This is a genomic window from Streptomyces sp. NPDC004284 (genome assembly GCF_042874035.1).
Lineage (GTDB): Bacteria > Actinomycetota > Actinomycetes > Streptomycetales > Streptomycetaceae > Streptomyces.
In genome coordinates this window covers 1-14,257 of record NZ_JBIAMJ010000022.1, presented here as the reverse complement: position 1 = coordinate 14,257, position 14,257 = coordinate 1, and the positions used below count along the sequence as shown (strand labels likewise).

Sequence of the window (14,257 nt, the reverse complement as noted above, 5' to 3'; positions counted from 1 at the left end):
GTACGGCAACCTCCTCCCCCACCGGCCGCCCGCGCCGAGGCGTGCGACGCCCATCCCCTCTCTCACGACACCGCCGAAGGACACACCCATGACGTACCCCGCGCTGCCCTTACCCGGTGCCTCCCTCGCCGTCCCCGGCCCCCGGCCGGCGCCCCTCCCCGGGGCCGAGCGGCTCGACCGGGCGCGGGCCCGGCTCGCCACCCGGCTGGTCGCGGCCGCCGGGCCCGACGGGCTGCTCCGGGCCCCGTGCGACAGCCGGATCCTGGAGTCCGCCCTGGCCCTGCGGCTGCTCACGGCGACGGGCGTGGACCCGGACGCCCAGGAGCGGCTGACCCGCCGCCTGAAGACGGCCGTGGACGAGGGCGCCCCCGACCCCGTGCAGGAGGCCGCGGCCCGCGCCGCGCTCGGCGAGTACGTGGACGGGCGGGGCGCGCTCGCCCGGCTGCTCGGCGGCTTCGACCACTTCACCGCCGGGCGCAAGCGGCTGATGTTCCAGACGCTCCTGGCGGAGCTGGGCGCCCACTCCTTCCCCGAACTCCCCTCCCCCGAGGCCCTCTTCGAGGCGCGCGGCCAACAGCGGTGGCTGATCACGGAGATGGCCGCCCTCAAGGTCCTGTACGCCTTCGGGACCGGCGCTCCGGGGCTCGTCACGGAGGAGGACTGGCGGGCGCTCGAACCCTGCGCGCTGCCCGGCCCGCCCCCGTACGGCAACCACCTCGCCCGGATGATCGCCCTGCTCGCGCTGCGGCTGCGGCCCCGGTACGCGGCGGCCGTACGGGCGCGGGCGCGGGAGCTGCGCGGGTGGCTGCGCGAGGACGGCGGGCTGCCGTTCCTCACGGGCATGGACGTGTTCGCGACGGCGACCGGCGGGCTCGCCCTGGCCGGCGCGGGCGCCCCCCGGCACACCCTGCGGGCCCTCGCGACGGCCCTGGCGGAGCACCGGAACGCGGACGGCGGCTGGGGGTTCGACCGGGGCGTCGGGCAGAGCGACGTGGACGACACCTCGTACTGCGTGGAGTTCCTGCGGGCGACGGACCCGGGGCTCTTCGGCGCGGAGGTGGCGGCCGGCGAGCGGTACCTCCTGGCCCGGCAGGGCGCGGACGGCGGGTTCCCGACCTTCGAGCGGGGCACCGCCTCCGAGGTGGCGATAACGGCGGCGGCCGTGAACGCGCTGGCCCCCGAGCCCGCGCACCGGGCGTCGGTGGAGGCCGCGGTGCGGTTCGTGACGGTCCGGTCGGAGGCCGCGGGGCCGTTCGAGCGGAGCTGGAGCCTCAACGAGAGCAACGCCCTGTTCCGTACGGTCCTCGCCCACGACTCCTTCCTGGCCGTGGCGCCCGGCCATCCGGACCGGACCGAGGTGGCCCGGGCCCGGGCGCGTGCCGTGGCCCGGCTGGTCGACACGCAGAACGCGGACGGCGGCTGGGGGCACGTGCCGTCCGATCCGAGCGACCCGATCAGTACGGCGTACGCGCTGATCGCCGTCGCCCGGACCCCGACCGTGCCGTCCGCCCGGGGTGCGACCGGGCGGGCGGTACGCCACCTCCTGGAGCGGCAGCTGCCCGACGGCGGCTTCGTCTCCCGCCCCGACCAGGCCGGGCCCCGGCCGCTCGCCTACCACGTGCCGCTCCTGACGGACGTGTGCGTGCTGCTCGGCCTGAACCACGCGCGCGCGTCCCACCTCTCTCCCCGAGGAATGTCATGACCTTCGACGAACTGAAGACCCTGCTCGTCTCGCTCGGCCTCGACCCGGCGGACATCACCCCGGAGTCCACCCGCGAGGAGGCCGGCCTCGACTCGCTCCTGCTCACCGAACTCGCCCTCGTCCTGCGCAAGGAGCGTGGCGTCCCGGTGCCGGAGGAGGAGCTGTACGCGGCGCCGACGGTCGCCGCGATCGAGGGGCTCGTCTCCCGGTACGCGGGGGTGGCCTGATGTCCGGCGGGAGGTCCGGCGGGACGGGGGCTGCCGTCACCGGCATCGGTCTGTTCACCCCCGCCGGCGCGGACGCCGCGACGACCTGGGAGACCGTCCGGGCCGGGAAGGCCACCGCCGCCCTCGAGGAGCGGGACGGCCTGCGCTATCTCGCCTGCCGGGCGCCCGGGCTCCCCGGGGACCTGGGCAGGGCGGTGACGGCCCGGCGGCCCGACCGCGCCGCGCTCCTCGCGCTGGTCGCGGCGCGGGAGGCGCTCGCCGACGCCGGCCTGGACCCGGCCGGCCGGGAGGGGGCGCGGGTCGGCGTGGTCGTCGGGACCGGGGCGGGCGGGGTCCTCACCTTCGAGGCGCAGTACGAGGTGCTGCGGACGGACGGGCCCGGGGACATGTCCGCGTTCGCGGTGCCGGGGGCGCTGCCGAACGGGGTCGCGGGGCAGCTGGCCGTCGAGTTCGGGATCCGCGGCCCGTCGGTGGCGGTGGCCACGGCGTGCGCGGCGGGCGCGACGGCGGTCGGCACGGCGCTCGACCTGCTGGCGCTCGGCCGCTGCGACATCGTCCTGGCGGGCGGGGCGGACGCCTCGCTGAGCCCGTTCTACATCGCGGGCTTCGACCGGCTCCGCGCGCTGTCCCACCGGTTCCACGACCCCGCGGGCGGGCTGCGGCCGTTCGACAGGGACCGGGAGGGGTTCGTGATGGCGGAGGGGGCCGGGTTCCTGGTCCTGGAGCGGCCCGCGGACGCGGCCGCGCGCGGGGCGAGGGTCCGGGGTCTGGTCGCCGGCTACGGGGCGACCTCGGACGCGCACCACGTGGTGGCGCCCCGGCCCGACGGTTCGGGTCTGACGGCGGCGGTGCGGGGCGCGCTCGCCGAGGCGGGGGCGGCGCCGGGCGACGTCGACCTGGTCAACGCGCACGGGACGGGGACGCCGCGCGGTGACGCCGTGGAGGCGGCGGTGCTCGCGGCGCTCCTTCCGCACCGGCCGCCGGTGACGTCGACGAAGGGGGTGACCGGGCATCTGCTCGGCGCGGCGGGGGCGGTGGAGGCGGCGCTCACGGTGCTGTCCCTGACGGAGGACACGGTGCCGCCGACCGCGAACTTCGCGGAGCCGGGCGAGGGCATCGACCTGGACGTCCCCACGACGGCCCGGGGGTCCCGGCTCCGGCTCGCCGTCTCCACGTCGGTGGGCTTCGGCGGCCACAACGCGGCGCTGGTGTTCGCGGCGCCCTAGCTCCCCGTGGCGCAGGAGGCGAGGTCGTCCGGGTCGAGGGCGTCGAGCCGGGCGGTCAGCGCGTCGAGCCGGGCGCGCAGCGCGACGATCTCGCCGAGCTCCAGGCCGGTGGCGGCGGCGATCCGGCGGGGCACGCCGAGGGCCTTCTCGCGCAGGGCGGTCCCGTCGGGGGTGGGGCGGACGGTGACGGACCGCTCGTCCTCGGGGCTGCGGCGGCGCTCGACGTGTCCGGCCGCCTCCAGGCGCTTGAGCAGCGGCGACAGGGTCCCGGAGTCGAGCCGCAGCCGCTCGCCGATGCCCTTCACGGGCAGCTCGCCGTGCTCCCAGAGCACGAGCATGACGAGGTACTGGGGGTAGGTGAGCCCGAGCTCCTTGAGGGCCTCGCGGTAGACGCCGTTGAAGGCGCGGGTCGCCGCGTGCAGCGAGAAGCAGATCTGGTGGTCGAGCCGGAGGAAGTCCTCGTCCGGGACCGTGTCGAGCGTCTCCATGGCTCCAGGATACGCGAGGCTCCTCACACGCGATTGAGTTGTGCACAACTTAATCGTGCGCTATCAATGAAGGGCAGCACTCCCCGGAACCCGGACAGGAACGGAAGAACACCCATGGACGCGATCTACACCGCCGTCGCCACCGCCAACGGCCGCGAGGGCCGCGCCGTCAGCTCCGACGGCCGGCTCGACCTCCCCCTCGCCCACCCCCGGGCGCTCGGCGGCAACGGTGAGGGCACCAACCCGGAGCAGCTCTTCGCCGCCGGGTACGCGGCCTGCTTCGCCAGCGCCATGGGCGTGGTCGCCCGCCAGGAGCGGATCGACATCTCCGAGGCCTCCGTCACCGCCGAGGTCTCCATCGGCAAGGACCCGGCGGACGGCGGCTTCGGCCTCGCGGTCGTGATGCGCGCCGAGTTCCCCGAGCACCTCCAGGGCGAGGCGGGCCTCGCCCTGCTGAAGAAGACGCACGCCTTCTGCCCGTACTCGAAGGCCACCCGCGGCAACATCGAGGTCGAGCTCGTCGTCGAGTAGTTTTCTGTTGGTTCCTGCACGCCCCTGAGGGTCAATACCCCCTCAGGGGCGTTCGGTTGTGAGTTTTCACGTTCAGGCACGGGGGGTTCGTCTGCCGTACGGCGGGCAGTCATGGGACGGCCGCCGGGCGGTGGTCCACGGGCGCTCTCCTTGGGGCGCCCGTCGGCCGCCCCACCCGGTCGCCGCGCGCACCCCCACCGCACGTACTCACTTCCGGAGGACAACTCCCCCATGGCCGACCTCAATCGCCGCCGGTTCCTTCAGCTGACCGGCGGCGCCGCCGCGTTCACGATGCTCTCGGAGAGCATCGCCCGCGCCGCCTCCATACCCGCGCAGGGCTCCACCGGCACGATCCAGGACATCGACCACATCGTCGTCCTGATGCAGGAGAATCGTTCCTTCGACCACTATTTCGGGGCGATGAAGGGCGTACGGGGCTTCGGCGACCCGCGTCCGGTCACGCTGCCCAGCGGGAAGTCGGTCTGGAACCAGGAGGACAACTTCGGGAACACCACGCTGCCCTTCCGGCCGAGCAGCGACAAGCTGGGCATGGAGCACCTCCAGGGCCTGGACCACGACTGGGCCGGCGGCCACAGCGCGTGGAACAAGGGGAAGTACAACAACTGGATCCCGGCCAAGACCAAGGCCACCATGGCGCACCTCACCCGTGAGGACATCCCCTTCCACTACGCGCTCGCCGACGCCTTCACCATCTGCGACGCGTACCACTGCTCCTTCATCGGCGCCACCGACCCCAACCGCTACTACATGTGGACCGGTCACGTCGGCAACGACGGCACGGGCGGCGGCCCCGTCCTCAACAACGCCGAGGCGGGCTACGGCTGGACGACCTACCCGGAGCGCCTGGAGGCGGCCGGGGTCTCCTGGAAGATCTACCAGGACATCGGCGACGGCCTGAACGCCGGCGGGTCCTGGGGCTGGATCAACGACGCCTTCCGCGGCAACTACGGCGACAACTCGCTCCTCTACTTCAACAACTACCGCAACGCGCAGCCGGGCAACCCGCTGTACGACAAGGCCCGCACGGGCACCAACGCCAAGGCGGGCGAGGGCTACTTCGACAGGCTCCGCGCCGACGTGCAGGCGGGCACCCTCCCCCAGATCTCCTGGATCGCCGCCCCCGAGGCCTTCTCGGAGCACGCCAACTGGCCCGCGAACTACGGCGCCTGGTACATCGCCCAGGTCCTGGACGCGCTGACCTCGAACCCGGACGTGTGGGCCCGTACCGCCCTGTTCATCACGTACGACGAGAACGACGGCTTCTTCGACCACGTCGTCCCGCCGTTCGTCCCGGGCGACGCCACCTGGGGCAAGTCCACGGTCGCCACCTCCCTGGACTGGTTCGGCGGCAAGATCGGCTTCGCGGCCGGCCCCTACGGCCTGGGCCCGCGCGTCCCGATGATCGTCGTCTCGCCCTGGTCGAAGGGCGGCTACACCTGCTCGGAGACCTTCGACCACACCTCGGTGATCCGCTTCATGGAGTCCCGCTTCGGGGTGCGCGAGCCCAACATCTCCCCGTGGCGCCGCGCGATCTGCGGCGACCTGACCTCGGCGTTCGACTTCACGCGGACGGACGCGCAGCCCGCCCCGCTGCCGTCGACGGCCGGCTACTACCCGCCGGACAAGAACCGCCACCCCGACTTCCCGGCCACCGCCCCGGCCGTCGGCACGATGCCCCGCCAGGAGCCGGGCACCAAGCCCACCCGCCCGCTGAAGTACGCCCCGTACGTGGACGGCTTCGCCGACACCACGGCCGGCACCTACCGCCTCACCTTCAGCGGCGGCCCGTCGGCGGGCGCCCAGTTCTACGTGACCTCGGCGAACCGCACGGACGTCCCCTGGACGTACACGGCGGAGGCGGGCAAGTCGATCGCGGACGCCTGGAACACCAAGTACTCCAAGGGCGTCACCGACCTCACGGTCCACGGCCCCAACGGCTTCCTCCGCCGCTTCCGCTCCCCCGGCAAGACGGCGGTCCCGGAGGTGACGGCCCGCCACAACGCGAGCACGGGCACCCTGGACCTCACGTTCACCAACGCGGGCACCACCGCCACCGTGACCGTCGCCGACGCCTACGGCGCCTCCCCCACGACCCTCTCGGTCGCCCAGGGCGCCACCGTCACCCACACCGTCACCCCGACCGCCGGCCACCGCTGGTACGACGTGACCATCACGACCCCCTCGAACGCGGACTACCTCCGCCGCCTCGCGGGCCACATCGAGACGGGCACCCCGGACGTCTCGGACCCGGGCATCCTGACGTACTAGGCGCACGAACGCCGGGGCGGACGAGTGCACGACTCGTCCGCCCCGGCGGCTTCTTCGCCCTACGCGGCGGTCAGGCGCCGGCCGCCGGCCGTCACCGGCGACAGCGGCAGGTCCTTCGGGCGGCGCGGGACCATCAGGAAGAGTTCGTAGGCGGATTCGCCGGGGCCCAGTTCGAAGCGGTTGCGGACCTTGCCGAGGGGGTTCCAGGCCCGGCCGTCGGGGGTCCGGACGCCGACGGGCTGGCCGAAGAGTTCGGAGGTCGTGTCGTCGAAGTCGACCCAGCGGGCCCGCGCGTGCCGGACGAGCACGTCACCGACGTACGCGCCGAGCTCCTGGAGGACCGGCGCGACCTCGGCCGGGTCGCCGGCCCCCTGCCGCAGGCCGTCCACCACGCGGTCGACGATGCGCAGGCTGGCCGCGGAGAAGTCGAGGGGGAGCCGGGTCCTCACGGTCGCGCGGGAGGCGAACGCGGAGGCGTACCCGCTCATGTCGGCGGCCCACAGCGTGCGGCTGACTCGGTCCATCGGTCCCACCCCTCGTGTATGGACCGGTGTCCTGCTCCCGGTCCCCTGGTTCCTCGGTTCCTCGGGAGGCCGCGGTTCTTCCGCGTCCTCCCGACGGGCCAGCGGAACGGGGCGCCGGATCATCACGGGTTCGCGCTGTGATCAGCGCCACACCTTCGGGCGGGACCGCTAGCGGCCGGAGCCGGGGTCGGTGGAGGTGCGCTTGAAGTGGCACGGGTAGGAATAGGAATCTCCCCCGTCCGCCGTGACGGTCCCGTTCATCCGCAGCTTTCCCTGATCCAGGGTGAACGTCAGCAACTCGCGGTCGTTCCGATTCCCGAAACGAAGGATCAGATAGGGCGGCAGGCCGGGATCGTCATTGACCGCATGCCATTTCCCGTCGGCCGAAAGGCGCGTCACCTTCGAGTCCGGCCCGGGGCCGTTCCATGCGATCGGGAAATCCTTGGCGGAAAAGGTGTAATCGTCACGCAGGCGGACGAACGGCGAGCCGCACCTCTTCTCCCCGTCCCACCTTCCGACCAATTCGGAATGCTGTACCGCCTTGGGCATCTGAACGGGTTTGGCGGGTTTGAAAGGATTGGTCACCCCGCAACCGGTCGAGGCGGTCACCGTCAGAGCGGCGACCGCGAGGCTTGTACTGATGCGAAATACGTCGAACTTCACGTCGTCTACTTCCAGCCGTTCCGGGCGGCGGGGCCGTCCCCCGGGAATTCCCGGGGGACGGCCCCGCCGTTTTCAGGCGCGCTCCGACCGGACGGCCGGCGGGAGCGGGCGGGTCAGCCTGTCGTCAGAAGAGGCTGGAGACCCAACTCGTGATGCTGTCCAGCAGGCCGCCGCCCGACGAGTCCGAGGACCCGGACGACCCGGACGACCCGGACGACGCCGACGGAGCCTTGGGGTCGTTGAGGTCGACCGTCTCCGTCCACGTGATGTCCTGCGACTTCGTGCTGAAGCGCCCCGTATCGTAATACGAGTTGAGGGGCTTGGCGATGTGCTCGCTCCACCAGTCGCTGTATCCGCCGAGCTCCGGAGCGATATGCGTTCCGGAATTCATGGTGCTGTCGTTGCTCACATGGAACTGAACGGTCGCCGTTCCCGCCTCCTTGTCGACGGACTTGACCGTGTAGTCCATGTTGTAGGAACCCAGGAATGCCGCGGACATGTTCGACGTGAAGTCCATGAACACGGTCTTGGAGTTCAGCGAGTGGTTCAGGCCGTTGTTGTAGACGACCCCGGTGTCCTTGTCCGTGTACTGCGCGACCTTGGAACCCAGGTTGTAGTTTCCGCCGTTGATGTTGTCGGCGGCGATCTCACGCACGCGCTGGACGTGGTAGTGGTCCATGAGCGACTGCGTGAAGGCGTCGTTCCCGCCGAAGTCCCGGTGCTTGGGACCGGTGCCCGAGACCCATTCGAATCCCAGGTCCACCCCGTTGGGGTTTCCGGGGGTTCCGAAGCAGCCGGGGCAGTGCTCCCGGAGCAGCGGCTCCGCGGCGATCACGGGGCTGGCGAGCGTGTCGGCGACCGTCTCGACGGTGCCGACCCAGGCCGAGGCGAAGTTGTCGTCCCAGGGGCAGAAGGCGTTTCCTTCGCACCAGTTGTGACCGTCGATCTCGACGCTGCTGATCGGGTTGCCGCCGGTGAAGGCGTAGCGGTTCCCCGTGAAGGGGTCCGATCCGAGCCGCATGTCGGCGAGGGCGCCGTTGTACATGTCCCGGCTGGTGAAGCGGTTCAGGCCGGGGCTGTAGTCGCGGAAGCCCATGTCGTAGGTGCCGCTCGCGGCGTCCCAGCGCTTGCCGTTGAAGCGGTAGGGGTTGTACGCCTCCTTGTCGGGCTGGGCGGTGTCGGGCTTGTCGATGCCGGTGAACTCGGCGTCGTTGTTGCTGCCGTAGGCCGTGTAGCCGTAGGTGGACTTGGTGTCACCGCTGGTGTCGGTGAGGGTCTCGACGTCCGTGTGGCCGTTGTAGCCGTAGACGCCGAGCTCCTCGGAGCCGTCGGTGTTCTTCTTCAGCTGCGTCAGGCGCTCGCCCCACGGGCTGTACTGGTAGGACTTGGTGACCTCGCCGGCGACGGCCTCGTTGAGGACCTCGTCGGAGGTGCCGAGGTAGTTGAAGTCCGTGGTCTTGCCGGCCTCCGTCTTGGACGCCGTGCGGTCCAGGGGGTCGAAGACGTAGGTGGTGGTCTTCGTCGTGACCCCGTCGGTCTGCAGCTTGGCGTTCTTGACCACGTGGTCGAAGCCGTCGTAGTCCCGGTCCTCGACCACCTTGCCGGCCGCGACGACCGTGTCCAGTCGGCCGTACGGGTCGTAGTTGTAGTTGTTGGTGGCCGCACCGACGCTGGAGCTGAGGAGCCGGTTGCGGTCGTAGGTGTAGTTGGTCGTGACGTTCTTGATCGTCTGGGTGACGACGTTGGCGTTGTTGTCGTGGACGTAGGTCTCGGTGCCCGCGCCGGTACCCGTCTTCACGGACTGGGCGAGCCGGTTGACCGGGTCGTACGTGTAGTCCGTGGTGGAGTTCAGGTACGCGCCGTGGTTGTCGGCGTTCATCTTGGACGCGACGTCCTGCGCCTGGTTGCCGTTGGCGTCGTAGGCGTAGGTGTGCGAGGAGACCAGGGTGCCGTTGGGCTTCTTCTCGCTCTGGGTCTTCAGCGCCGCGTTCAGGTAGTAGGTGTAGTCGACCGTGTTGCCGTTGGCCTTGGTCTCCTTCAGCCGCAGGCCGCGGTCGGTGTAGGTGTAGTCGGTGACCTTCGGCGAGGCGTCCGAGGGGGACTTGCCGACCTTCACCGTCTTGACCAGGTCACGCAGGTCGTAGAAGTACTGCGCGTACTGGTCGGGGTGGGTCGTCGTCTCCTTCTGGCCGTTGGCGTCGTAGGTGAACGACGTGGCCTTCTTCTCGACGCCGGCCAGGGACTCGCTGACCTTCTGGACCTGGTTGAGGGCCGTGTAGGTCATCGCGTACGTGTCGACCTTGGCGCCCGAGGAGGCGTCCGAGATCGAGGTGAGGTTGCCGTTGAGGTCGTACGAGTAGGTGAAGTTCTTCTTCTCGTTGTCCGTCTCGGTGGCCGTGCGGACGATCTTCACCGCGTCGGCGACGACCTTGCCGGAGGCGTCGGTCGCCAGGGTGATCTTGGACGCGATCCCCTGCTTGAAGGTGAACGCGCCGAGCGAGACCCAGGTGCCGCCGCCGGTGGTCTGGTTGACCGTCTTGGCGGTGGTGCCGGCGTCGTGGGTGACGGTGTACTTCGCCGCCGTGGAGGCGCCCGAGGTCGTCGGGTACTTCACGTAGGCGGTGTAGCTGCCGTCCTGCGGGACGTTCAGGGTCCAGGTGAACGTGTCCGTCGACGTGCCCGCCGCGTGGGTGCGGTGGTCGTAGCCCTGGTTGCCGGTGGCCGAAGCCGTGGCCCAGGTGCCGGTCGCCGACGTGGTCTGCGTGTCGGAGTTGTCGGCCACCACGACGTGGGCGCCGACCGGCACACCGTCGTCGGTGCGGGCCTGGAGGCTGCCGTCGGGGTAGTACGCCCAGCCCTGGGTCCGCGAGCTGGAGCCGCCGGCGGAGGTGAGGGTGCGCGAGACCTGCTGGCCGATCTGGTTGTAGCCGTAGGAGGTGACGATGTCCCACGGGTCGGTGGACGTCTTGGTCCAGCCGTTGTCGAAGTAGGTGTAGTCGGTGTCGTTGCGGACCGTCTGACCCGCCGACGGCGGCGCGGAGACCCGCGAGGTGCGGCCGACCGCGTCGTAGGTCGTCTGGGTGTAGACGTTGGGGTCGTTGTAACGCGCGTCCGCCGGGTCGTAGGGCTGGTACTGCTTGACCGGGCGGTTGAGCTTGTCGTACTCGGTGCGGCTGGTGAAGTCGTCCACGGCCGCGGTCGCGGTGCCGCGCGGGCTGATCACCTTGGTGGCGTTGCCCATCTGGTCGTACTCGAACTTCGTGATCCGGAGGACGCCGGTCGAGTAGGGGACCCGCTGCTCGATCTTCTTGCCGCGCTGGTCGTAGACGACCTCGCTGGTGTTGCCCTCCTTGTCGGTGCTCTTCACCAGCAGCGAGTCCTTGTCGTACTCGCTCGTGGTGAACTTGCCCGCCGCGTCGGTGACCTTGGTGACGCGGTGGTTGAGGTCGAAGGCGGTCTTGCTGGTGTAGTCCGTGGTGTCGGCGGTCGCGTTCTTCTTCGGGTCGATGACCGTGACCGGGTTGCCGACGTTGTCGTACGCGTAGGAGACCTTGTCGCCCTGGGCGTTCACCACCGACAGGAGCTGGTAGATCTCGTCATAGGTGTTGGTGGTGACGTAGTCGTCCGGGACGGAGGTCGTCGCCACGCCCTTGGGCTCGGTCGTGGTCCTGAGGTTGCCGACCTTGTCGTAGGTGTAGCGCGTCGTACGGCCGCTCAGGTTGTTGTCCGGGCCGGTCGTCTCGGTCACCTGGTCCGCGGAGTCGTAGACCGCGGTGGACACCACGCCGTCGGCGGCGGTGCTGGTGGTGACGTTGTCGTTGGCGTCGTACACCGGGGCGGGAGTGGTGATGAACACCCCCTGCGCCTGGTCCTTGGGCAGCTTGTTGACCAGCGGACGCTTGAAGACGTCGTAGGTCTGGGTGGTGGTGGTGCCCAGCGCGTCGGTCACCGAGGTGACCTGGCCGCGCTCGTCGTAGACGAACGAGGTGGCGTGGTTCTCCGCGTCCGTGATCGTCCTGGGGTAGCCCATGACGTCGAAGCCGGAGTTGGTGGTGGCGTTGCCGTTGGCGTCGGTGGCCTTGAGCAGCTGTCCGTAGCCGTCGTAGTCGTACGTGGTGGTGTAGTCGCCGGGCACCGAGGTGGTGGCGACGCCCAGGGGGTCGGTGACCGTCTTCAGGTTGCCGAAGGCGTCATAGCCGAACTGCCACTTGCGGCCCTCGGGGGAGGTCTTCGTGGACAGGTCGGCCGCGAAGCCGTCCGCGCGGGTCTGGTACGTGTAGACCGTCCCGGCGGTGCCGTTCTTGTTGGCCTCCGCGTCCTTCATGGTCAGCGGGTTGCCGGTCTTCTGGTCGTACGTCCAGGTGGTCTGGGCGCCGTTCGCCTCCTTCTGCAGGATGACGTTGTTGTCCGCGTCCCAGGACATGTCCATGGTCTCGGACTTGGCGTTGGTGGACTTCACCTGGCGGCCGAAGTCGTCCAGGACGTAGTCCGTGGAGTGCGACTCGGAGTCCGTGACCTTGGTGTCGGTGAACTTCGGGTTCGCCGTGTCCGCCTGGTAGGCGAACGTCGTGTTGTTGTTCAGGCGGTCCGTGATGGTCTTGGTCCACCAGTGGTACTTCGGGTCGTCACCGTTCTGCGGGGCGTAGTAGTCCAGCTTGGTGGCGTTGCCCCGGGGGTCGGTGGCCGCCACCATCTTGACGTTCTTGTTGCCCTGCGTGGCGTCGTAGGTGAACTTGAAGGCCTTCGGCTGCGAGGAGCCCACACCGTCGGTGAACTGGCCGAGCAGACCCTTGTCGGTGTACCAGAAGTTGATCTTGCGACCGGAGACGTCGGTGACCGACTTGATGTGGTCGTAGATCTTGGAGTTGGTCAGGTTCGAACCCGTGGCGATGGTGCCGGTGTCCGAGACGTACTCGTAGGAGTTGTCGCCCTTCTTGAAGTAGTCCACCGTCAGCGTCTGACGCGACGCGGGGTCGGTGACGTACTTCAGGAACTTGGTGGGCTTGTTGTTGGACTTCCGCTCCTCGTAGGTGAACAGCATCGTGTTGCCGTTCTTGTCCACCGTCGAGGTCAGGTAGCCGTCGCAGCCGAACAGGAACCGGGTCCCGTCGGGACGGGTCATCGTCCAGGCGTCCGGGACCGGGTCCTTCAGCGGGGTGCAGTCCAGACCCGGCTTGGCGTCCAGCTTGTAGTGCACACCGGCCGGCGCCTTCCACGAGCTCGTCGCCGAGTCCCAGCGGAACACGTGGGTGGTGCCGTCACCGTCCGGGAGACGGATCTCGGTCGGGTTCGGCTTGGGCTGGAACTCCAGCGGCGCGCCGAGCCGGATCGGGCCCGAGGCCTGCATGGACCAGCCGTAGCCGGAGACCGTGTCGGAGGTGTCCAGGCTGTTGTAGGCGAGCCGGAAGAACGTGTTCAGGCCTCGGCCGGGGTTGTTGAACGCGTTGTACGACCACACGACGTTGCCGGAGGCCATGTTGTTCATCATGCTGGCGCCGGCACCGGTGTTCTTGCCGGTGTAGCCGTAGAACTTCTCCAGGCCGAGGGTGTTGGAGGTCGGGTCCTCCACCGCCACGTTCTGGCTCAGGCCGGGGATGCCGGAGGTGCCCGAGACCCAGGTGCCGGTCGTCTTGTTGTAGACGTCCCAGGTCAGCACGTAGTCGGTGCGCTTGTTGCCGTTGTCCGAGTTGATCGGCGTCTTCACCTGCGCCTGCAGGCTCACCGAACCGCCCGGCGCGACGTTCGACGGCAGGGCCGTCTGCACCTGGTTGCCGCCGGTGGTGACGTCCGTGCCGTCGGGCAGCGCCCACTTGTAGGTCAGGACGTTGTCGGCCGAGGTCCAGGTGGACGCGGTGGTGTTGGTGAGGGTGAAGTCGACCGTGTAGTCGCTGTTCGGCGTCATACGGGCCGGGGTCTGCGGCGCGTAGTACGTCGAGTCCGTGGTGGAGTCGATGTACGTGACCACGATCCTGGGCTGGAGCCTCGGCTCGGTGCCCTCGGACGACAGGAAGAGCGTGCGCTCCTGCGAGGCGGCCTCGTCGGCCATCTTCAGGACGACGCCCTTCTGGGAGGCCGGGGTGGTCACCCAGGACTGCGCCAGCGAGGTGACGTTCCAGTCGTGACGGGCCGGGTCGTTCGTCATCGCGCCGGTGTCGGACACCGAGGCGCCGAAGTCACCTCCCTGCGCGGTCCAGTTGGTGGCGGCGTCCGCCTTCACCCAGGTCGCGGACTCGTCGAAGTCACGGGTCAGCGGGTGCAGTTCGTAGACCGCGCCGGTGGTGTCCTGGGCGGTCTGCGTGGACCACAGGCGCACGTTCGCGTCCAGGACCCGGGCCGTGGCGGGGATGCCGAGGGCCGGGAACTTCAGCAGGGCACGGGTGTCGCCGTAGGTGGCGGAGTTGTTGCCGACCGACAGCCAGTTCTTCGCACCGGAGTCGTCGATCGTGTCGTGCGCCGTGGTGGTCTGCGTCGAGGACAGGGTGGTGTCCTGCGTCGCGGTGAACACCTTCGTCGTGCGGCCGGCCTTGGGCAGGCGTACGAGCTGGGTGGGCGCGGCGACGACCTGCCCGTCCTTGGTCTTGACCGCGACCATGTAGTAGTAGGCGCG

9 protein-coding genes are annotated in these 14,257 nt (G+C 70.0%); 5 read left to right on the top strand and 4 right to left on the bottom strand.

Annotated elements, in window-relative coordinates:
* The first annotated feature begins 88 nt into the window (after window positions 1-88).
* Genes ACFYUS_RS35300 through ACFYUS_RS35290 form a run of 3 tightly spaced genes read left to right on the top strand, consistent with a single transcriptional unit; the run spans window position 89 to window position 3,155 of the window.
* On the top strand, window positions 89-1,702 hold the full coding sequence (locus tag ACFYUS_RS35300; protein WP_388861684.1) for a prenyltransferase/squalene oxidase repeat-containing protein: 1,614 nt from the start codon (window positions 89-91) through the stop codon (window positions 1,700-1,702).
* Window positions 1,699-1,929: an acyl carrier protein gene (locus tag ACFYUS_RS35295; protein WP_388861682.1), complete on the top strand. Its 231-nt coding sequence runs from the start codon at window positions 1,699-1,701 to the stop codon at window positions 1,927-1,929. Before ACFYUS_RS35300 ends, ACFYUS_RS35295 begins: the two co-directional genes overlap by 4 nt.
* Window positions 1,929-3,155: a beta-ketoacyl-[acyl-carrier-protein] synthase family protein gene (locus ACFYUS_RS35290; protein WP_388861680.1), complete on the top strand. Its 1,227-nt coding sequence runs from the start codon at window positions 1,929-1,931 to the stop codon at window positions 3,153-3,155. The genes ACFYUS_RS35295 and ACFYUS_RS35290 overlap by 1 nt, the downstream gene beginning before the upstream one ends.
* Here the strand turns inward: ACFYUS_RS35290 and ACFYUS_RS35285 are convergent.
* Window positions 3,152-3,643 carry a MarR family winged helix-turn-helix transcriptional regulator gene (locus tag ACFYUS_RS35285; RefSeq protein ID WP_388861678.1) on the bottom strand — a complete coding sequence of 164 codons (492 nt, stop codon included), beginning with the start codon at window positions 3,641-3,643 and terminating at the stop codon, window positions 3,152-3,154. The two genes, ACFYUS_RS35290 and ACFYUS_RS35285, sit on opposite strands and share 4 nt — an antisense overlap.
* 114 nt (window positions 3,644-3,757) lie before the next feature.
* Between ACFYUS_RS35285 and ACFYUS_RS35280 the strand changes: the two genes are divergently transcribed.
* Window positions 3,758-4,174 (top strand): organic hydroperoxide resistance protein, encoded by a 417-nt coding sequence (locus tag ACFYUS_RS35280; RefSeq protein ID WP_388861676.1) that lies wholly within the window; start codon window positions 3,758-3,760, stop codon window positions 4,172-4,174.
* Between the two features lie 231 nt (window positions 4,175-4,405).
* On the top strand, window positions 4,406-6,463 hold the full coding sequence (locus ACFYUS_RS35275) for a phosphocholine-specific phospholipase C (protein ID WP_388861674.1): 2,058 nt from the start codon (window positions 4,406-4,408) through the stop codon (window positions 6,461-6,463).
* Between the two features lie 59 nt (window positions 6,464-6,522).
* Here ACFYUS_RS35275 and ACFYUS_RS35270 read toward each other — a convergent pair whose 3' ends face one another.
* The 3 genes from ACFYUS_RS35270 to ACFYUS_RS35260 all read right to left on the bottom strand — a co-directional run bounded on the left by ACFYUS_RS35270 (window position 6,523) and on the right by ACFYUS_RS35260 (window position 14,242).
* Window positions 6,523-6,987, bottom strand: a complete 465-nt coding sequence (locus tag ACFYUS_RS35270; RefSeq protein ID WP_388861672.1) for a hypothetical protein — start codon at window positions 6,985-6,987, stop codon at window positions 6,523-6,525.
* Between the two features lie 168 nt (window positions 6,988-7,155).
* Window positions 7,156-7,650, bottom strand: coding sequence for a hypothetical protein (locus ACFYUS_RS35265; RefSeq protein WP_388861670.1), 495 nt, complete (start codon window positions 7,648-7,650; stop codon window positions 7,156-7,158).
* Window positions 7,651-7,774: 124 nt separating this feature from the next.
* Window positions 7,775-14,242 (bottom strand): DNRLRE domain-containing protein, encoded by a 6,468-nt coding sequence (locus ACFYUS_RS35260; protein WP_388861668.1) that lies wholly within the window; start codon window positions 14,240-14,242, stop codon window positions 7,775-7,777.
* Window positions 14,243-14,257 lie beyond the last annotated feature (15 nt).

What these genes read in the sequence shown, in the direction of transcription:
- ACFYUS_RS35300 (WP_388861684.1), top strand. Translation starts at nt 89, where the DNA reads ATGACGTACCCCGCGCTGCCCTTACCCGGTGCCTCCCTCGCCGTCCCC.
- ACFYUS_RS35295 (WP_388861682.1), top strand. Translation starts at nt 1,699, where the DNA reads ATGACCTTCGACGAACTGAAGACCCTGCTCGTCTCGCTCGGCCTCGAC.
- ACFYUS_RS35290 (WP_388861680.1), top strand. Translation starts at nt 1,929, where the DNA reads ATGTCCGGCGGGAGGTCCGGCGGGACGGGGGCTGCCGTCACCGGCATC.
- ACFYUS_RS35285 (WP_388861678.1), bottom strand. Translation starts at nt 3,643, where the DNA reads ATGGAGACGCTCGACACGGTCCCGGACGAGGACTTCCTCCGGCTCGAC.
- ACFYUS_RS35280 (WP_388861676.1), top strand. Translation starts at nt 3,758, where the DNA reads ATGGACGCGATCTACACCGCCGTCGCCACCGCCAACGGCCGCGAGGGC.
- ACFYUS_RS35275 (WP_388861674.1), top strand. Translation starts at nt 4,406, where the DNA reads ATGGCCGACCTCAATCGCCGCCGGTTCCTTCAGCTGACCGGCGGCGCC.
- ACFYUS_RS35270 (WP_388861672.1), bottom strand. Translation starts at nt 6,987, where the DNA reads ATGGACCGAGTCAGCCGCACGCTGTGGGCCGCCGACATGAGCGGGTAC.
- ACFYUS_RS35260 (WP_388861668.1), bottom strand. Translation starts at nt 14,242, where the DNA reads ATGGTCGCGGTCAAGACCAAGGACGGGCAGGTCGTCGCCGCGCCCACC.